15 protein-coding genes and 1 riboswitch are annotated in these 17,772 nt (G+C 73.3%); of the genes, 9 read left to right on the top strand and 6 right to left on the bottom strand.

The features are described 5' to 3' along the window. Window positions 1-133: 133 nt before the first annotated feature. On the bottom strand, window positions 134-1,537 hold the full coding sequence (locus ABT122_RS22960) for a protein kinase domain-containing protein (protein ID WP_351555265.1): 1,404 nt from the start codon (window positions 1,535-1,537) through the stop codon (window positions 134-136). Between the two features lie 308 nt (window positions 1,538-1,845). Then, window positions 1,846-2,448, bottom strand: a complete 603-nt coding sequence (locus ABT122_RS22955; RefSeq protein ID WP_351555262.1) for a hypothetical protein — start codon at window positions 2,446-2,448, stop codon at window positions 1,846-1,848. 277 nt (window positions 2,449-2,725) lie between these two features. On the opposite strand from ABT122_RS22955, the gene ABT122_RS22950 reads away from it, so the two are divergent. From ABT122_RS22950 to ABT122_RS22935, 4 genes are all read left to right on the top strand, one after another. Next, entirely contained in the window at window positions 2,726-3,595 is an 870-nt protein-coding gene (locus ABT122_RS22950) for a bifunctional methylenetetrahydrofolate dehydrogenase/methenyltetrahydrofolate cyclohydrolase (protein WP_351555259.1), read from the top strand. A 19-nt stretch (window positions 3,596-3,614) separates the two neighbouring features. Further along, a complete protein-coding gene (locus ABT122_RS22945) occupies window positions 3,615-4,268 on the top strand; it encodes a DUF3017 domain-containing protein (protein WP_351555256.1) in 654 nt (217 codons plus the stop codon). A gap of 352 nt (window positions 4,269-4,620) precedes the next feature. Beyond that, window positions 4,621-5,655, top strand: coding sequence for an XRE family transcriptional regulator (locus ABT122_RS22940; protein ID WP_351555253.1), 1,035 nt, complete (start codon window positions 4,621-4,623; stop codon window positions 5,653-5,655). Between the two features lie 773 nt (window positions 5,656-6,428). Then, complete coding sequence (locus ABT122_RS22935; RefSeq protein WP_351555250.1) at window positions 6,429-7,418, top strand: malate dehydrogenase; 990 nt, start codon at window positions 6,429-6,431, stop codon at window positions 7,416-7,418. Between the two features lie 141 nt (window positions 7,419-7,559). On the opposite strand, the gene ABT122_RS22930 is transcribed toward ABT122_RS22935, so the two are convergent. Then, the gene (locus tag ABT122_RS22930; RefSeq protein ID WP_351555247.1) at window positions 7,560-9,026 is read right to left on the bottom strand and encodes an FG-GAP and VCBS repeat-containing protein; all 1,467 of its coding nucleotides are present in this window, start codon (window positions 9,024-9,026) and stop codon (window positions 7,560-7,562) included. Between the two features lie 267 nt (window positions 9,027-9,293). Beyond that, window positions 9,294-10,166, bottom strand: a complete 873-nt coding sequence (locus ABT122_RS22925) for an SDR family NAD(P)-dependent oxidoreductase (RefSeq protein ID WP_351555244.1) — start codon at window positions 10,164-10,166, stop codon at window positions 9,294-9,296. A 133-nt stretch (window positions 10,167-10,299) separates the two neighbouring features. Here ABT122_RS22925 and ABT122_RS22920 point away from each other — a divergent pair, with 133 nt between their 5' ends. After that, complete coding sequence (locus ABT122_RS22920) at window positions 10,300-10,911, top strand: TetR/AcrR family transcriptional regulator (protein WP_351555241.1); 612 nt, start codon at window positions 10,300-10,302, stop codon at window positions 10,909-10,911. A 67-nt stretch (window positions 10,912-10,978) separates the two neighbouring features. Here the strand turns inward: ABT122_RS22920 and ABT122_RS22915 are convergent, their stop codons facing one another. Further along, entirely contained in the window at window positions 10,979-11,473 is a 495-nt protein-coding gene (locus tag ABT122_RS22915) for a carboxymuconolactone decarboxylase family protein (RefSeq protein WP_351555238.1), read from the bottom strand. Between the two features lie 283 nt (window positions 11,474-11,756). On the opposite strand from ABT122_RS22915, the gene ABT122_RS22910 reads away from it, so the two are divergent. Both ABT122_RS22910 and ABT122_RS22905 read left to right on the top strand, forming a co-directional pair. Next, window positions 11,757-12,032 carry a hypothetical protein gene (locus ABT122_RS22910; RefSeq protein ID WP_351555288.1) on the top strand — a complete coding sequence of 92 codons (276 nt, stop codon included), beginning with the start codon at window positions 11,757-11,759 and terminating at the stop codon, window positions 12,030-12,032. A gap of 15 nt (window positions 12,033-12,047) precedes the next feature. Next, window positions 12,048-13,229 (top strand): glutathionylspermidine synthase family protein, encoded by a 1,182-nt coding sequence (locus ABT122_RS22905; RefSeq protein WP_351555235.1) that lies wholly within the window; start codon window positions 12,048-12,050, stop codon window positions 13,227-13,229. A gap of 114 nt (window positions 13,230-13,343) precedes the next feature. Here the strand turns inward: ABT122_RS22905 and rocD are convergent, their stop codons facing one another. Continuing rightward, a complete protein-coding gene (gene rocD, locus ABT122_RS22900) occupies window positions 13,344-14,549 on the bottom strand; it encodes an ornithine--oxo-acid transaminase (protein ID WP_351555233.1) in 1,206 nt (401 codons plus the stop codon). 137 nt (window positions 14,550-14,686) lie between these two features. Beyond that, window positions 14,687-14,777, top strand: a riboswitch (ZMP/ZTP riboswitch). 164 nt (window positions 14,778-14,941) lie between these two features. On the opposite strand from rocD, the gene glyA reads away from it, so the two are divergent. Then, window positions 14,942-16,252, top strand: coding sequence for a serine hydroxymethyltransferase (glyA, locus tag ABT122_RS22895; RefSeq protein ID WP_351555231.1), 1,311 nt, complete (start codon window positions 14,942-14,944; stop codon window positions 16,250-16,252). Window positions 16,253-16,546: 294 nt separating this feature from the next. Continuing rightward, entirely contained in the window at window positions 16,547-17,560 is a 1,014-nt protein-coding gene (gene trpS, locus ABT122_RS22890) for a tryptophan--tRNA ligase (RefSeq protein ID WP_351555230.1), read from the top strand. Window positions 17,561-17,772: the final 212 nt, after the last annotated feature.

Here is a 17,772-nt window from a genome sequence, read left to right as displayed (position 1 = left end):
ACGGCCCGGTACGGCCCGGGTACGGTCCGGTACTGATCCGCGCTGATCGGTACCGGGCCGCCCGGGCCGCTCCCCCTCCGGGAGCCGGGCGGCCCGGCGGCCCGGCGGCCCGGCAGCCCGGAAGTCCCGCTGCTCAGCAGCTCGGCAGCAGCTTCAGCGAGCGGATCACCACCTCGCCCTGGAGATTGCGCCGTTCCAGCGGCTGCACACACCCCACCGGCTCCTTGAAGTCCCGCTCCCTGAAGAGCCGGGCGCCGGGGTGGTTCTCCACATAGCCGTTGTTGATCACCGACTTCGGCGCGCGGGCCCGGCCCCAGTCGCACGCCGCCGGCCCGGACCGCCAGTCCCGCTCGTCGTCGTACCAGGCGCACATCTCCCCCGCGCCGTCCCGCTCGCTGAAGAAGCAGACATGGCCCAGGGCGCACCGGTCGTACCCCGCCGCCTCCGCCGTCGGGGTGTCCCGCAGCACCATCACCATGAGCACGGCCGCGACCAGCGCCGCCGCCGTGGAGCCCCAGCCGACCGTGGAGCCGAGCGCCGATCCGGGCCGGCACCCGAACAGCCGTCTTCGCACGGGACGCTGTCCGAGGGGGCGCCGCCCCGGGAGACGGCGCGGCAGCCGGGGCGAGGGCCGGGTGCCCGAGACCGTCTCGACCCGGCGCAGCAGCTCCGCCGTGTCCAGCTCCGCCCGCTCCCGCGGGGTACGGGCCAGACACCCCGCCACGATCCCCCGCCACTCCCGCGGCAGGGCGGGCGAGAGGGTCAGCTCCGCGCCACCGCTCGCGTACCGCGCGGCGGCCTCCCTGCGGGCTCCGGGAGTGGCGCCGGCCAGGGGCAGTTCGCCGGTCAGCACCACATGGGCGAGGACGCCGAACGCCCAGATGTCCGCGGCGCCGCGCGGCTGCCGGGCGCGCTCGGCGGTTCCGGCCCACAGGAGTTCGGGCGCGGTGTAGTCGGTGGTGCGGAAGGCGGGGGCGTAGCCGTGGGCGGAGTGCGGTTCGGCCGCCGGATGGAAGTCGCCGAGCCGGACGCTCCGGTCGGGGAGCAGCAGCACATTGTCCGGGGTGAGATCGCCGTGCACCCAGCCGGCGTGGTGGAGCTGATGGAGGCCCTCGCAGACCTGGGCGAGGAGCGCGGGCCCGTCGGCGGGGCGCGGGCAGCGCCGGAGCAGGGCGTCGAGGGAGCCCTCGGCCCGTTCGAGCACGAGCACGGTGGCGCCGTGCAGCAGGGGCTCGGCGGGGTCGTCCACGGTCAGGGTCTCGTACATCCGGATCAGCCGGGGCTGTCGGAGCCGGCGCAGCACCTGGGCCTCGCGGGCGGCGAGTTCTTCGAGGTGGCGGAGTTGGCGGGGGGTGCGGGTGCCGGTGGGAAGGAATTTCAGGGCCACTTGGGCGGGGGCGTCCCTCGCGGGGGTCGTCCGGCGGGCCGCGTACACGGTCGCGAACGCGTCGGAGCCGAGCGGCTCGCGGACCTCCCAGGGGCCGACGCGGTATCCGGGCGGGACGGGCAGTGCCAGTGAGTCGAAATGCATAGTCATCGGACCCGCTCCACTCCAGGCTCGACTTCTGGGGTCTCACCGAGGAGGAGAGGCCGGGCCCGGGCCACCGCGATGGCTCCGTACACGGTTGGCTCCCTCCCGTGGACTCCCGCTCGATGGGGCACGGTGCTCACGGTAGGGAAGCGCGATAAACGTCTGCACAACGAATGCATACCGCCCGCGCGGGACGCCTCCGCCGTGGCCGGGACCCGCCGTCCGCCAGGGCCGTCCGGACACGCGGAAGGCCGCGACTCCCCTCGTCCCGGGCGGGTTTCCGGGGAGTCGCGGCCTTCGGTACGCGGATGTGATCAGTGGCGCGGACGGTTGAACCAGGCCGAGCCGTCGGACTTCGCGACGAACACCGCGATGAGGATGCCGAGAATCGTGTGGATCAGACCGACCACGATGAACGGCCAGATGCCGAGGATCGCCGTGATGACGCCGAAGACCAGCGCGGTGATGCGTATGCCGTTGCCGCCCTTGCCGAACTTGACGGCCAGGAAGACGGCGAGCACGCCCCAGAGGATCGCGAAGACGCCCATGGCGTACACCTGGCCGCTGGAGAACTCGGCCAGTTCCTGGAACTGGACGTCGTTCTTCAGCTCCTCGTTGCTCTTGGCGGCGTCGATGGCGGCGGCGCCCAGGAGGATCAGCGCCGCGCCGATCAGCTGGAGAGCGGCGATGACATAGAGCATGACGCGGGCGGCGCTCAGGGTGCCGGGCATCGTGGTCGGCGGGCCGCCGTAACCGCCGCCGTAACCACCGTCGTAGGGCTGGACGGGCGGGGCCTGCGGGTAACCGTAGGGGGGCTGTCCGGGCTGCCCCGGCGCCTGCCCCTGCTGCGGTTGGCCGTAGCCCGGCTGACCGCCCTGCTGCTGGCCGTAGGGGTTGTTCGGGTCGCCGAAGCTCATGGCGGGGACTCCTCCGTGTGGGGTGCGGGGACTGCGCGGTCCGAGTGGAGGAGCATCACATGATCGGCGGTTCGCCCCCCAGCCTTTCCGCGGCACTGGCAGCGGTCATGCTGGTTCGGCGCGGGTATTTTGTCCAGTCGGTAGCTGTATGTGTTGTGCAAGTGCAACGTCCGGTTCCGGGCGGGGGCGCGGGCCGCGGGGCCGGATTCGGGGGCCGCGGGGTCCGGGGCGCGGGCGCAAGTGGAACCGGGGCGGGTCCATCCGCGAGGATGGGGCCATGACCGCCCAGATTCTCGATGGCAAGGCCACCGCAGCCGCGATCAAATCCGATCTGACCGCCCGTGTGGCGGCCCTCCACGCGAAGGGAGTGACGCCCGGCCTCGGAACCCTGCTGGTCGGGGACGACCCGGGCAGCCGCTGGTACGTCAATGGCAAGCACCGGGACTGCGCCCAGGTGGGTCTCGCGTCCCTCCAGCGCGAACTGCCCGACACCGCGACGCAGGAGGAGATCGAGGCGGTCGTCCGGGAGCTGAACGAGAACCCCGAGTGCACCGGGTACATCGTCCAGTTGCCGCTGCCGAAGGGCATCGACGCCAACCGGGTGCTGGAACTGATGGACCCGGAGAAGGACGCCGACGGGCTGCACCCGATGAGCCTCGGCCGGCTGGTGCTCGGGGTCGAGGGGCCGCTGCCCTGCACTCCGTACGGAATCGTCCAGCTCCTGCGCCACCACGGTGTCGAGATCGCCGGTGCGAACGTGGTGGTCGTCGGGCGCGGGATCACCATCGGGCGTTCGATGCCGCTGGTGCTCACCCGCAAGTCCGAGAACGCGACGGTGACGCAGTGCCACACCGGTACGCGTGACCTCGCCGCCCATCTGCGGCAGGCGGACATCATCGTCGCGGCGGCGGGCGTACCGCATCTGATCAAGCCCGAGGACGTGAAGCCGGGCGCCGTGGTGCTCGACGTGGGTGTCAGCAGGGACGAGAACGGCAAGATCGTGGGCGATGTCCACCCGGGCGTCGCCGAGGTGGCGGGCTGGGTGGCCCCGAACCCGGGTGGTGTCGGTCCGATGACCCGTGCGCAGCTCCTGGTCAATGTGGTCGAGGCCGCGGAGCGCGCGGCGGGCGCCGGCGCGGCGGGCTGAGACGGGAGAGGCTGCCCTCATGGGCGTACGCATGAACGACGACCGCGCGGTGGAGGGCGGCCCGGGGGCCGGGCGGGACCGGGAGCCGGAGCCGGAGGGGGCGGGGGCGCCGGAGGAGGCCCGGGGTGCCGAGCCCGGGGCCGAGACCGAGCCCGGGGCCGGGCCCGGGTCCGGCGCTCGGCGGGGGGCCGAGCCGGAGCCGGATACCGGGGGCGAGCCTTCGCCTTCGCCTTCGGAGGAGCAGGAGCAGGAGCGGGAATCCGGGCCTCCGCGGCGCAGGCCGCCGACCCTCACCACCGACACCGCGCGCCCCGAGGGCGGCGGTCGCGCCGCCCCGGGGGACGCTCCCGCCCCCGCGCGGCAGTGGCCCCTGCTCACGGTCCTCGCGATCGTCGGGGCCGGTCTGCTGATCGTCGGCCTGGACCCCTTCGCCGAGGCCTTCCGCGTCGGGACGATCCTGGTCGGGGTGGGGCTGCTCACCGGCGCCGTGATGCGCAGGGTGGTGCCCTCCGTGGGCATGCTCGCCGTGCGCTCCCGCTTCACCGACATGGTGACGTACGGGGTGCTGGGCGTCGCCATCACGCTGCTGGCGCTGGTGGCGCAGCCGGGCCCCTGGCTGGAGCTGCCGTTCGTGGAGGACCTGGTGCGGTTCACCGTCCGGGAGCCGAAGTAGGCCGTTCACCCCGGTGTCCTCCCGTGGTCGCCCGCCCTTTCCCTGGTGAGAGGGCGGGCTTCGGATTGCCGGGAGAGAGTCGGCGGGGTGTGGCCGGCGGCACGGAAGTGAGCATTCCGGCGCGGTGTGATCGCTGTGCCGTGGATGCGAGACTGTGGCGGCAGCAGGGATGGGGGCGCACATGGGGCGCAGCCGGTATCCCTCATGCTCCCGTGCGCGCCGCTGTCAGGACCTGACATCCTGATCCCTGCGCATCCCTTCAGGTTGTCCGACAAGTCGGGCATCCGAGGTCGGTGCAGGGTGGGTGAGCGCGGGTCACAGCACCTACGTTCGGGGGACAAGGGGGTAGTCCATGGCTCGTTGGAAGCCGCTTCCGGAAGAGCTTGATCCGGAGGTCCGTGAATTCGCGGAGCAGTTGCGTCGGCTCGTCGACCGGAGCGGGCTGAGCATCGCGGCGGTCTCGGATCACACGGGCTACAGCAAGACGTCCTGGGAGCGGTATCTCAACGGGCGGATTCTGGCGCCCAAGGGCGCGATCGTCGCGCTGGCCGAGGTGACGGGGACCAGCCCGATCCACCTCACCACCATGTGGGAGCTGGCGGAGCGGGCCTGGAGCCGCGCGGAGGCGCGGCACGACCGCACCATGGAGCAGATACGGATATCCCAGGCCCGGGAGGCGCTGGGGGAGTACGGCTCCGGGGAGCCGGCGGCACCGGCGGCGGGCCGGGCGGCCTGGCCGCCCTACAAGGACCAGCTGGAGCAGGCGGTGGGCCCGGCGACGGCGCAGGCGCCCGCGTTCGGCCGTCCCGGCGGCCAGAGCAGGCACCGGGCGGCGCCGCCGCAGAGCAGGGGCGGGGGCGGGGGCCGAAGCGGGGGCCGGGGCGGCCGGCGCAAGGTCTTCCTGTTCCTCGGGGGAGTGGTCGCGGCGCTGGTGGTCATCGCGGGGGCGGTGCTGCTGACCGACCTCGGCGGGGACGGCGACGACGACACCACCACGGTCACGGCCAAGCCGTCGCCGTCGCAGTCCCGGAGCGCGCCGCCGCTGCCGGAGGGTGTGAAGTGCAGCGGGGAGAAGTGCGCGGGGGAGGACCCGCAGGTGATGGGGTGCGGCGGGGAGTACGCGAAGACGGTCTCGTCCGCGACGGTGGGGGAGGCGAAGGTGGAGGTTCGCTACAGCGAGGTCTGCCGGGCCGCCTGGGCGCGGATCACGGACGCGGCGCCGGGGGACACGGTGGAGATCGCTGTGGGTGGGGAAGGGAAGCAGACGGGGTTGGTGAACGCGGACAAGGACGCGTTTACGCCGATGACGGCGGTGGGGGAAGGGGAGGTTGCTGTCGCGTGCGGGGTTCTGACCCAGTCGGCGACAAGGTCCTGCACGGACAAGTAGCCTCCGCCCCGGGCTCCCTCCTCGCGCCGCGGACCCCTGCCCCCCCAGGACCCGTCCTCCCGGGCGACCCGAGCAGCCCTTCCGGGCGGGCCGAGCCACGAAATCCAGCCTCGCCGGCGGTTGAGCCGCACCACTCCAGCCCCGCCGGTGGTTGAGCCGCACCACTTCAGCCCCGCCGGTGTTGGAGCCGCACCACTCCAGCCCCTCCGGGGACCTGAGCAAACCCAGCCCCTCCGGCGTTTGAGGAGCGGGGGTTCGGGGGCTGGCCCCCGACCGTGGGCCGCAGGGTGCGGGGTCCTGTGGCACAGGGTCCGTCCTCAATCGCCGGACGGGCTGGGGGGTGCTGGACGGGCTGGGGTGTGCCGGGCGGGCTGAATTTGTTCGGGCTACCTGTGGTGCGGGGTCCGTCCTCAAGCGCCGGACGGGCTGGGGGGTGCTGGGCGGGCTGGGTTTGTGCGGGGCGCCCGTGGTGCGGGGTGCCTGTGGTGCGGGGGGCGGTCTCAAGCTTCACCGGAGCTGCCTCCGGGAGGTGCCCCCGGGCGGGCTTGGTGGGCTCGGGGCGCCCGTGGGGCGGGGGCGGGGGTGGGGTTTCTCGGAGCGGGCTCCGGGGGGTGTCCACGGGCGGGGGGCTGTGGGGGAGGGGGAGGGGGCAGAGGATAGCCTGGGCGCCGGATGTCTCTTCACATCAAGATTCGTCCCCGGGACAACCCGGGGGAGGGCCATCCGGACCCGGGGCACCACCCCCCACCGCCAGCTGTCTTACGGAGATCGCCATGACCCGCACTCCCGTCAACGTCACCGTGACCGGCGCGGCCGGCCAGATCGGTTACGCGCTGCTCTTCCGCATCGCCTCCGGCCACCTGCTCGGCCCGGACGTGCCGGTCAAGCTGCGCCTTCTTGAGATCACCCCGGCGCTGGGCGCCGCCCAGGGCACCGCGATGGAGCTCGACGACTGCGCCTTCCCGCTGCTGCGCGGCATCGACATCACCGACGACCCGAACGTCGCCTTCGACGGCACCAACGTCGCCCTGCTCGTCGGCGCCCGCCCCCGCACCAAGGGCATGGAGCGCGGCGACCTGCTGGAGGCCAACGGCGGCATCTTCAAGCCCCAGGGCAAGGCCATCAACGACCACGCCGCGGACGACATCAAGGTCCTCGTCGTCGGCAACCCGGCCAACACCAACGCGCTGATCGCCCAGGCCGCCGCCCCGGACGTCCCGGCCGACCGCTTCACCGCGATGACCCGCCTGGACCACAACCGCGCGATCTCGCAGCTGGCCGCCAAGACCGGTGCCGCCGTCTCCGACATCAAGCGCCTGACGATCTGGGGCAACCACTCGGCGACCCAGTACCCGGACATCTTCCACGCGGAGATCGCCGGCAAGAACGCCGCCGAGACGGTGAACGACGAGGCCTGGCTCGCGGACACCTTCATCCCGACCGTCGCCAAGCGCGGCGCCGCGATCATCGAGGCGCGCGGCGCCTCCTCGGCGGCCTCGGCGGCCAACGCCGCGATCGACCACGTCCACACCTGGGTCAACGGCACCGCCGACGGCGACTGGACCTCCATGGGCATCCCCTCCGACGGCTCCTACGGTGTGCCGGAGGGTCTGATCTCCTCCTTCCCGGTGACCACCAAGGACGGCCGCTACGAGATCGTCCAGGGCCTGGACATCAACGAGTTCTCGCGCGCCCGCATCGACGCGTCGGTGCGGGAGCTCGCGGAGGAGCGCGACGCGGTCCGCCAGCTCGGCCTGCTCTGATCCGTACACCGACCGCCCCCGGCCGCCCTCCCGGCGACCGGGGGCGGTCGCGTTCCCGGATCTCCGCGAACCGGGCCGGGCCTCGCGGTGCGGTGGCCCGGAACGGGCCGGGGCCCGGCGCCCCGGGCCGGGGAGGGGCGGTCAGCCGGTGTAGGTCTTGCCGAACCAGCCCCAGGCCGGCGGGGTCCGCAGCGCCCGGGGCCCGTAGACGAAGGAGTCGGAGACCGCCGCCGCCCTCGGCCGGAAGACCCAGACCGCCCCGGTGAACCCGTTCTCCCCCGGTGCGCTGACCGCCAGTTCGGTCTCCCCGTCGGCGTCGGTGTCGATCAGACGGGCCGCCGCGCCGAATCGGTCGTCGGTCTCGGCGGTGCCGCGCATCCACCCCCGGCCCTGGACGAAGCTCCGGGCCCCCGCCCCGGTCGGTCCGGCCGGTCCGCCGGGCAGGGTGAAGACCGCGCCCGCCCGGGCGCTCTCCCCGACGGTCTTGCCCTCGGCGCCCACCGCGATGTCCTCGTACCCGTCCCCGTCGATGTCGCCGACGGAGACCGCGGAGCCGAACCGGTCCGAGGGGCCCGCGTCCCCCGCGACGCCCGGGCTGCCCTGGTGGAAGCCCCCGGCGCGGTCGGTGGCCGGGCCGCCGGGGGCCCCGGGCACATAGGTGATCATGCCGCCCTCGGGGACGGGGGGCTCGTTCTCGTGGGCGCGGGTGTGGCCGACGACGAGATCCTTGAAGCCGTCCTGGTTCACATCGCCGATGTCGAGTGTCTCGCCCCTGACGGTGGTGCGCCCGGGACCCCCGGTGTACACGGAGGCCGGCCCCTCGGGGGTGCCCTTCCAGAACACGAGCGCGGGGGCGGCCCCCGCCACCGGGCTCCGCAGGGCCGCCACATCGGTGATGCCGTCCCCGGTCACGTCCCCGGCGGCCAGGGCCGCGATCTGCCGGTTCCGCTCGCCCGTGACGCACAGGGTGCGGGCCGGGGAGCCGTCCCGGTCGAACGGCCCGGACAGCACCCACAGTTCGCCGCCGTGCCCGGTGGTGGCGACATCGGGGACGCGGTCGCCGTCGAAGTCCCCGGTCACGATGTGGCTGCCCGAGCGCCGCTCGGAGCCGTCCAGCAGGGCCGTACCGCCGGTGAGGCCCTTCGGGCCGCCCCAGATCACGGAGAGGGTCCCGCCGCCGTCCGACCCCTCGTTGGGGGAGCCGACGACCAGATCCGCGAACCGGTCCTGGTCCAGATCGGCGGAGGTGAGGGCGGTGCCGTACGACTCCTCGGCGGCGGCGACCCCGGGGATGCCCGGGGTGTTCTGATGAAGGATCTGCCGGCGGCCGGCGGTCGCGCCGGACGCGGAGCCGTACAGCACCGCGACGTACCCCGCCATCTTCTCGCCGTCCACGGTTCCGAAGGGTGCCGCGGTCGTGAGGTCCTGGTAGCCGTCCCCGTTGAAGTCGTCCTCCGGCTGGGCGCGCACCGTTGTCTGCGGCGGGGCCACGAACTCCCGGGAGGGTCCCCGGACGGTGGCGGCGTGCCCCACCGGGGCGACGAGGAGGAGGGTGACCGCGACGGCGAGGGCCGGCCCCAGAGCTCGGGCCACACTGAGCGAGTTCATGATCAGCCCTTACGGTGAGTGTGGTGACGGGTGGACGGGGACGGGGAGCGGCGCGTGTCCCGCCCCCGGAGGCGCGGCACGCACCTGCTTGACCCGCTGAGCCGGGGAATGGTTGCCCTGTGATCCCGCCATCCCCGGCCCCGCCCACCGCCCCTGCCGGAGGCCCGGCCCCGCCCTCCCCGCGCCCCGCCCTCCCCGCGCCCCGGCTCCCGGCCTCCCCGCCTCGCTCCCCCCGCTCCGGCCGGCCCCGCCCGGCCCGCCGGCCGGTCACCCCTCGTCGTACCCCTCGGGCGCCGCCACCGCGTGCTCGGCGGCCCGGCTGGTCTCCTCCCAGGCGGCCCAGGTCTCCATCCGCCGGCGCGAGGTCTCGAAGGCGAGGTCGTAGGCCATCCCGCCGAGCAGCAGCCGCAGGGGCGGGTCGTCGCTGTCCACCACCTCCAGGACGGCCTCGGCGGCGAGGTGCGGCAGGCTGTCCGACGACCCCTCGGCGAACTGCCGCTCCATCTCCGCCCGCAGCGGTGCGTAGGCGCCGAGCGGTTCGGTGGTGGTCAGCCCCCGGGTGTAGAGCCCGGTCCAGTAGCCGCCGGGCTCCACGATGGTGACCTTGACCCCGAAGCCGGCGGCCTCCGCGGCCAGTGCCTCGCTCAGGCCCTCCAGGGCGAACTTGCTCGCGCTGTAGAGCCCGGTGAGCGGGAAGCCGCCGAGGGCTCCGATGCTGGAGATCTGGAGGATGTGCCCGGCGCGGCGCTCGCGCAGATGGGGCAGGACGGCCTGGGCGACCCAGAGCGCGCCGAAGAAGTTGGTCTCCATCTGGGCCCGGGCCTGCTCCTCGCCGAACTCCTCGACCATGCCCATGGCGAGGAAGCCGGCGTTGTTGACGACGACATCGAGCCGGCCGAAGTGGCGTACCGCCTCGTCCACGGTGGTGCGCACGGCGGCCCGGTCGGTGACGTCCAGGGGGCGTACGAGCAGCCGCTCGCCGTACTCGGCGCTCAGCGGCTCCAGCGGCGCGACGGTACGGGCGACGGCGACCACCCGGTCCCCGGCGGCGAGCGCGGCCTCGGCGAAGGCCCGGCCCAGGCCCCGGCTCGCCCCGGTGATGAGCCAGACGCGGCCGGCGGTGGAGGGGGTGCTGGTCATGGAGGGCTCCCGGGGCTGGAGGGTCGGAGGGATTGTGCGAGACGAGTCGTCCCGTCTCGCTCCGACTCTAGAGCGGGGCGGGGATCTGTGCAAGACGACCCGTCTCGTCTCGGCTACGGGCTAGGCTGGGCCCATGACGACCACGCCCAGGCCCCCCGACCCCTCCCGGCGCAGCCAGGCCGTCCGCCGGGCCGTCCTCACCGCCGCGCGGGAACTGGCCGAGGAGGTCGGATACGCGCGCCTCACCATCGAGGCCATCGCCGCCCGCGCGGGCGCCGGCAAGCAGACGATCTACCGCTGGTGGCCCTCCAAGGGGGCCGTCCTCTTCGACGCGCTGCTCGCCCTCGCCGAGGGGGAGGGCGGGCAGCCGGCCGGACTGCCCGACACCGGCGACCTCGAAGCCGATCTGAAGACCGTCCTCCGCGCCACCGCGGCCGAACTGGACGATCCCCGCCGGAGCGCCCCCCTGCGCGCCCTCGCCATCGAGGCCCTTCTCGATCCCGCTCTCGCCGCCGACTGCGCCGACCGGCTCGACCGGCCCCTCAGGGAGCTGAAGCGCGCCCGGCTGCGCGCCGCCCGGCGGGCCGGGCAGCTCGACCCCGGTGCCGATCTCGACCTGGCCATCGACCTGATCTGGGGTCCGCTGCGCGGTCGCTGGCTCCACGGCGAGGGGCCGCTCACCGCCGAGTTCGCCGACGCGGTCGTCGAGCACGCCCTCAACGGGCTGCGCCCGCCCGCCCGATGACCGCGCCGGCCGCCCGGCTTCGCGCCCTCACGGCCCGCCCGGCTCCCCGTGCGTCACCACGGTGTGATCAGTGGGCGTGGCCCGGTGCCGCCGGGGTGAAGTGGCCCGGGACGGCCCGGGTGGCGACCTGGAAGCGGTTCCAGGAGTTGATCACCGTGATGGAGGCGAGCAGATGGGTCAGCTCCTTCTCGTCGAACTCCTTCGCCGCCCGCTCCCACACCTCGTCCGGCACGAATCCGTCGGTCAGCTCCGTGACCGCGTCGGTCAGCTCGATCGCCGCGATCTCCCGGGCCGTGTAGAAGTGCCGGGACTCCTCCCAGGCGCCGAGCTGGATGATCCGCTCCACCGTCTCACCGGCCGCGAGCGCCTCCTTGCTGTGCATGTCCAGGCAGTAGGCGCAGCGGTTGAGCTGCGAGGCGCGGATCTTGACCAGCTCCAGGATCACCGGATCGACGCCCTTGCGGGCCGCCGCGTCCAGCGCGCGCATCGCCTTGAAGACCTCGGGGGCCAGGTTCACCCAGGGCAGCCGCTGTGGGTGTTCGGGGTTTCTGTCGGTGCTCATATGACCGAATCTAACGCCGGGGCACGGCCGGGCACGGTCGATTTCATGACAGATTCGGGGCCGATTCCGGTACGGGTCCTGGCGCCGGGCGCCCGGCGCCGGAGCGGTCCGCCGGAGCGGCGGGCGCACCTTCCGCGACCCGCTCAGGAACCGGCCGGGCACCCGCGCGCGTGGGACACCAGCAGGGGCACCCGGGGGCCCAGGGGGCGGGGCGAGTGGGTTGACCACTAGTCTTGCGGCGATTCAGAACAACAGTTTGACAGTGAACGGGGGCGGGCTGCTGATGGCACGGCGCAGGCTGAGGTCGAGCACGGTGGTGCTGGGCGGAATGGGCGTACTGGCGCTGACGATCACTTCGTGCGGGTCCGAACCGGACAAGCGCTGCGCCAACCGGTCGACCATGGAACATCTGTCCAGTTCCGAGTGCGACGACTCGAGCGGCAGCGGCAGCCACTACTACGGCGGCAAGGTCAAGAGCGGCCTGGTGGAGGGCGGCAGCTTCAACAAGTCGGCGGTGGACCGAGGCGGCTTCGGCTGCTCCGGCTCCGGCGGCGGCTGAGCCGGGCGGCGAGCGATGAAGCGCCACACCATCGAACCCCGCCCCGGCTGGCAGGAGATCGTCGAGGAGCAGGGGTGTGTCTACCCCCTGACCCGCTTCCCCGACGGCTCCCTGCGCCCCTACTGGGACGAGAGCGCGTACTACGAGTTCTCCCTCCCCGAGGTCGAGGCGCTGGAGGAGGTGGTCGAGGAACTGCACGCCATGAGCCTGGCCGCCGCCGCGCACATCGTCGAGCGGGACCGCTTCGCCGAACTCGGCGTCACCGATCGCCGGCTCGCCTCGCTGATCTCCGAGTCCTGGCGGCGCCGGGCCGAACTCCCGTCCATATACGGCCGGTTCGACCTGCGCTACGACGGCACGGGGCCGGCGAAGCTGCTGGAGTACAACGCCGACACCCCGACCTCCCTGGTCGAGGCCGCCAGCCCGCAGTGGTTCTGGATGGAGGAACGGTTCCCCGGGGCCGACCAGTGGAACTCCCTCCACGAACGGCTGGTGGATGCCTGGCGCAAGCAGGCCCCGCTGCTGCCGCCGGGACCGGTGCACTTCGCCCACTCGGACGGCGACGAACTCGGCGAGGACCTGATGACCGTCGCCTATCTGCGCGAGACCGCCCAGCAGGCCGGGCTCGACACCGAGGCGCTGTCGGTGGAGCGGATCGGCTGGGACCGGCTCTCCGGCCGCTTCGTCGACGACCGGCTGCGGTTCATCCGCTCCTGCTTCAAGCTCTACCCGTGGGAGTGGCTCGCCACCGACCGCTTCGGCCCCCATGTCCTGGACACCCTGGACAACGGGGGCGGCACCGGAACCACCTGCTGGATAGAGCCCGCGTGGAAGATGCTCCTCTCCAACAAGGCGCTGCTCGCCATCCTCTGGGAGCTGTACCCGGGCCACCCGAATCTGCTTCCGGCCTATCTGGACGGCCCCCGTGAACTCGCCGCCCGGCGGGGCTATGTGGCCAAGCCGCTGCTCGGCCGGGAGGGCGCGGGCGTCACCGTCCACGGAGCCGGCGCCGACCCCGTCGTACGGGACGAACCCTGCTGCTACCAGGAGCTGGCGCCGCTGCCCGACTTCGACGGCAACCGGGTGGTGCTCGGCGCCTGGGTGGTGGAGGACGAGGCGGCCGGGCTCGGCATCCGCGAGTCGTCCGACCTCGTCACCGACGGATACGCGCGCTTTCTGCCCCACCTCATCCGCTGACGCCCCTCCGCGCGGGCCCCTCCGCGCGGGCCCCTCCGCGCGGGGCCGTACGCGCGGGGCCGTACGCGCGGGGGCCCGCCGGGCGCCGGGCCTCCGCGCGGCGCCCGCCCACGCTCACGCCGACAGGACCGCCCGGAGCTGCTCCAGACCCCAGTCCAGGTCCTCCTTGCCGATCACCAGCGGGGGAGCGATCCGGATCGTCGAACCGTGGGTGTCCTTCACCAGCACCCCCCGGGCCATCAGCCGCTCGGAGATCTCCCGCCCCGTGCCCAGCGCCGGATCGATGTCCACACCCGCCCACAGGCCCCGGCCGCGCACCTCCCGCACCGCGCCGCCGCCGGTCAGCAGCTCCAGCTCGTGGTGGAGATGGTCGCCCAGCTCGGTGGCGCGCCGCTGGTACTCACCGGTGTCCAGCATCGCGATCACCTCCAGCGCCACGGCGCACGCCAGCGGGTTCCCGCCGAAGGTCGAGCCGTGCTCCCCGGGGCGGTGGACCCCGAGCACCTCCCGGGACGAGACCACCGCCGAGACCGGCACCACCCCGCCGCCCAGCGCCTTGCCCAGCAGATACATATCGGGCACCACGCCCTCGTGCTCACAGGCGAAGGTCCGCCCGGTCCGGCCCAGGCCCGACTGGATCTCATCCGCGATGAAGAGCACATTCCGCTCGCGGGTCACCCGGCGCACCCCCGCCAGATACCCGGGCGGCGGCACCAGCACCCCCGCCTCGCCCTGGATCGGCTCCAGCAGCACGGCCACCGTGTTCTCGGTGACGGCGGCCTCCAGCGCGGTGAGGTCCCCGTACGGCACGATCTGGAAACCGGGGGTGTAGGGGCCGTGGTCCGCCCGCGCCTCCGGGTCCGTCGAGAAGCTGATCACCGTGGTCGTACGGCCGTGGAAGTTGTTCGCCGCGACCACGATCTTGGCCGTGTTGTCCGCGACGCCCTTGACCCGGTAACCCCATTTGCGGGCGGTCTTCACGGCGGTCTCCACCGCCTCCGCGCCCGTGTTCATCGGCAGCACCATCTCCATGCCGCACAGCTCGGCCAGCCGGGTGCAGAACTCGGCGAAGCGGTCGTGGTGGAAGGCGCGCGAGGTGAGGGTGACCCGCTCCAGCTGCGCTCGCGCCGCGTCGAGCAGCCGGCGGTTGCCATGGCCGAAATTGAGCGCCGAGTATCCGGCGAGCAGATCGAGGTAGCGGCGTCCCTCGACATCGGTCATCCACGCGCCCTCGGCGGTGGCGACGACCACGGGGAGCGGGTGGTAGTTGTGGGCACTGTGGGACTCGGCGGCGGCGATGGCGCTCTCAGACACAGACACGGGGTCTCCGTTTCCTCTTCCTCGGATCTCTCAGAGGCAGGGCATCCGGCACGGGGCGGGGTGGTGCCCCTGGTTCTATCGTCGCTCGCATCGTGGACGGGGAAACCTTGCCGAAGGGCCCGGCGCTTAAGGTGGAGGGTACGCACGGCGACTGGCGAACGCGGAAGAGACCGCGGGGAAACCGTGTGCGCAGGAGCAGACGAGGTGCCGCCCGCCTGGGTGCCCCGGCGAACCCGTCAGCGGGGCGCCGACCGCTTCCTGCCTCTCCGGGCGGGGATCTCGGGACGCGTCCCGATGACAGCCCCAGGGGTGCCGCCCGCCTCCGCGCACGACCGGAGGACCGCACGGGCACGCCCCGGGGTTCCCGTCGTCTCACGGATACGGAGGACACCATGAGCACTCTTCCCCATCCCGCACCCGCCGCCCCTTCCGCCCGCCCGGCCCCCGCCGCCCACCCCGCGCTGCTCGCCGCCGACCCGGAGCTGGCCGCGCTCGTCGGCGCCGAGGAGCGGCTCCAGGCCGAGACCCTGCGCCTGATCCCCAGCGAGAACTATGTCTCCAGCGCCGTCCTGGAGGCCTCCGGCACGGTCCTCCAGAACAAGTACAGCGAGGGCTACCCCGGCCGCCGCTACTACGAGGGCCAGCAGAACATCGATCTGGTCGAGCGGCTCGCCGTCGACCGCGCCAAGGCCCTCTTCGGCGCCGAGCACGTCAATGTGCAGCCCTACTCCGGCTCCCCGGCCAATCTCGCCGTCTACCTCGCCTTCGCCGAGCCGGGCGACACGGTGCTCGGCATGGCCCTGCCCATGGGCGGCCACCTCACCCACGGCTGGGGCGTCTCGGCCACCGGCACCTGGTTCCGGGGCGTGCGGTACGGGGTGCGCCGGGACACCGGGCTCATCGACTTCGACGAGGTCCGCGCCGTGGCCATCGCCGAACGCCCGAAGATCATCTTCTGTGGTGGCACCGCCCTGCCCCGGACCATCGACTTCGCCGCCTTCGCGGAGATCGCCCGCGAGACCGGGGCCGTCCTGGCGGCCGATGTCGCCCATCTCGCCGGACTGATCGCCGGCGGCGCCCACCCCTCGCCGGTGCCGCACGCCGATGTGATCTCCACAACCACCCACAAGACCCTGCGCGGCCCGCGCGGCGCGATGCTGATGTCCCGCGCGGAGCACGCGCGCGCCATCGACCGGGCCGTCTTCCCCGGCCTCCAGGGCGGCCCCCACAACCAGACGACCGCCGGGATCGCGGTGGCCCTGCACGAGGCGGCCCAGCCCTCCTTCCGCGCGTACGCCCACGCGGTCGTCGCCAACGCCCGGGCGCTCGCCGACGCCCTGCTCGCCCGGGGCCTCGACCTGGTCTCCGGCGGCACCGACAACCATCTGATCCTCATCGACCTCACCGCCCGGGAGATCCCCGGCAAGACCGCCGCCAAGGCCCTGGACCGGGCCGGGATCGTCGTCAACCACAACACCGTCCCCTACGACACCAGAAAGCCCTTCGACCCGTCCGGCATCCGGATCGGCACCCCCTCCCTCACCTCGCGCGGGCTCACCACCGCGCACATGCCCGCCGTCGCCGACTGGATCGACCGGGGCGTGCGGGCGGCCGGCGCGGGCGACGAGGAGGCGCTCACCGCGATCCGGGGCGAGGTCGCCGAGCTGATGGCCGCGTACCCGGCCCCCGGGCTGCCCCGCTAGGGAGTTTCTTTCGGGTCGGGCCGGGTCGGTGAGCGGGGTCCGGTGCCGTGGATCGCGAGGCGGAGGAGGGAGCCCACGCGGAGCGTCGGCGACCGACGACAACGCGGCGAGGCGCGGTGCCGGGGCTCGCGAGCCCGGCACGATCCGAAAGAGACGACCCAGCCGGAGCGGACCCCGGGCCCGCCCCGTCCGGCGCCGCCCGCCGCCCCGTCCGGCGGAGCCCTCGGGGGCCCGCCGGGCGGGGCCGTCCACCGGAGAACCGGACCCCGCCGGGCACCTGAGACAATGACCGGCATGGCCCAAGACCGACCCCGCGCCCTGTCCGGCATCCAGCCCACCGCCGGCTCGTTCCACCTCGGGAACTACCTCGGAGCGATCCGCCAGTACGTGGCGCTGCAGGAGACCCACGACGCGTTCTACATGGTCGTGGACCTGCACGCGATCACCGTGCCGCAGGACCCGGCCGAGCTGCGGGCCAACACCCGCCTCGCCGCCGCCCAGCTCCTCGCCGCCGGTCTCGATCCCGACCGCTGCACCCTCTTCGTCCAGAGCCATGTCCCCGAGCACGCCCAGCTCGGCTGGATCATGAACTGCCTGGCCGGCTTCGGCGAGGCCTCGCGGATGACGCAGTTCAAGGACAAGTCCGCCAGGCAGGGCGCCGACCGGGCCACCGTCGGGCTCTTCACCTACCCGATCCTCCAGGTCGCGGACATCCTCCTCTACCAGGCGGACTCCGTCCCGGTCGGTGAGGACCAGCGCCAGCACATCGAGCTGACCCGGGACCTCGCCGAGCGGTTCAACACCCGCTTCGGCGACACCTTCACCATCCCGGCGCCGCACATCGTCAAGGAGGTCGCCAAGATCTACGACCTCCAGGACCCGGCGATCAAGATGAGCAAGTCGGCCTCCACGCCCAAGGGCCTGGTCAATCTGCTGGACGAGCCGAGGACGACGGCGAAGAAGGTCAGGAGCGCCGTCACCGACACCGACACGGTGATCCGCTTCGACCCCGTCGAGAAGCCCGGGGTCAGCAATCTGCTCACCATCTACTCCACCCTCACCGGCACCACGGTCGCCGAGCTGGAGAAGGAGTACGAGGGGAAGATGTACGGCGCCCTGAAGACCGACCTCGCCGAGGTGATGGTGGAGTTCGTCACGCCGTTCCGCGCCCGGACCCAGGAGTATCTGGACGATCCGGCGGCGCTGGACACCGTACTGGCCAAGGGCGCGGAGAAGGCCCGCGCGGTCGCGGCCCGGACCCTGGCCACGGCCTTCGACCGGGTGGGCTTCCTCCCCGCCAGGCCCTGACCGGCCGCCGCCGGGACCCGGCCCCGGGCGCGTCGCCGAGGGGTCCGCGGGGCCGAGCCCTCCAGTATGGGGCCCGCCGGCCCCGCCCCGCTGTGGCCAACGCCTCTGGCCACACACGCCGTCCAGCCGCCACACTGGCGGCTGTACACCACCCGTTGTGACGGGGCGGCCGTCCGCTGGGCCGGCCGCCCACCCGAAGTGCGAAGGAGAAC

Source organism: Streptomyces sp. NPDC001985, assembly GCF_040296845.1.
GTDB lineage: Bacteria > Actinomycetota > Actinomycetes > Streptomycetales > Streptomycetaceae > Streptomyces.
Note: the sequence above shows the minus strand (reverse complement) of the source record. Positions and strands in the feature narration are given on the sequence as shown.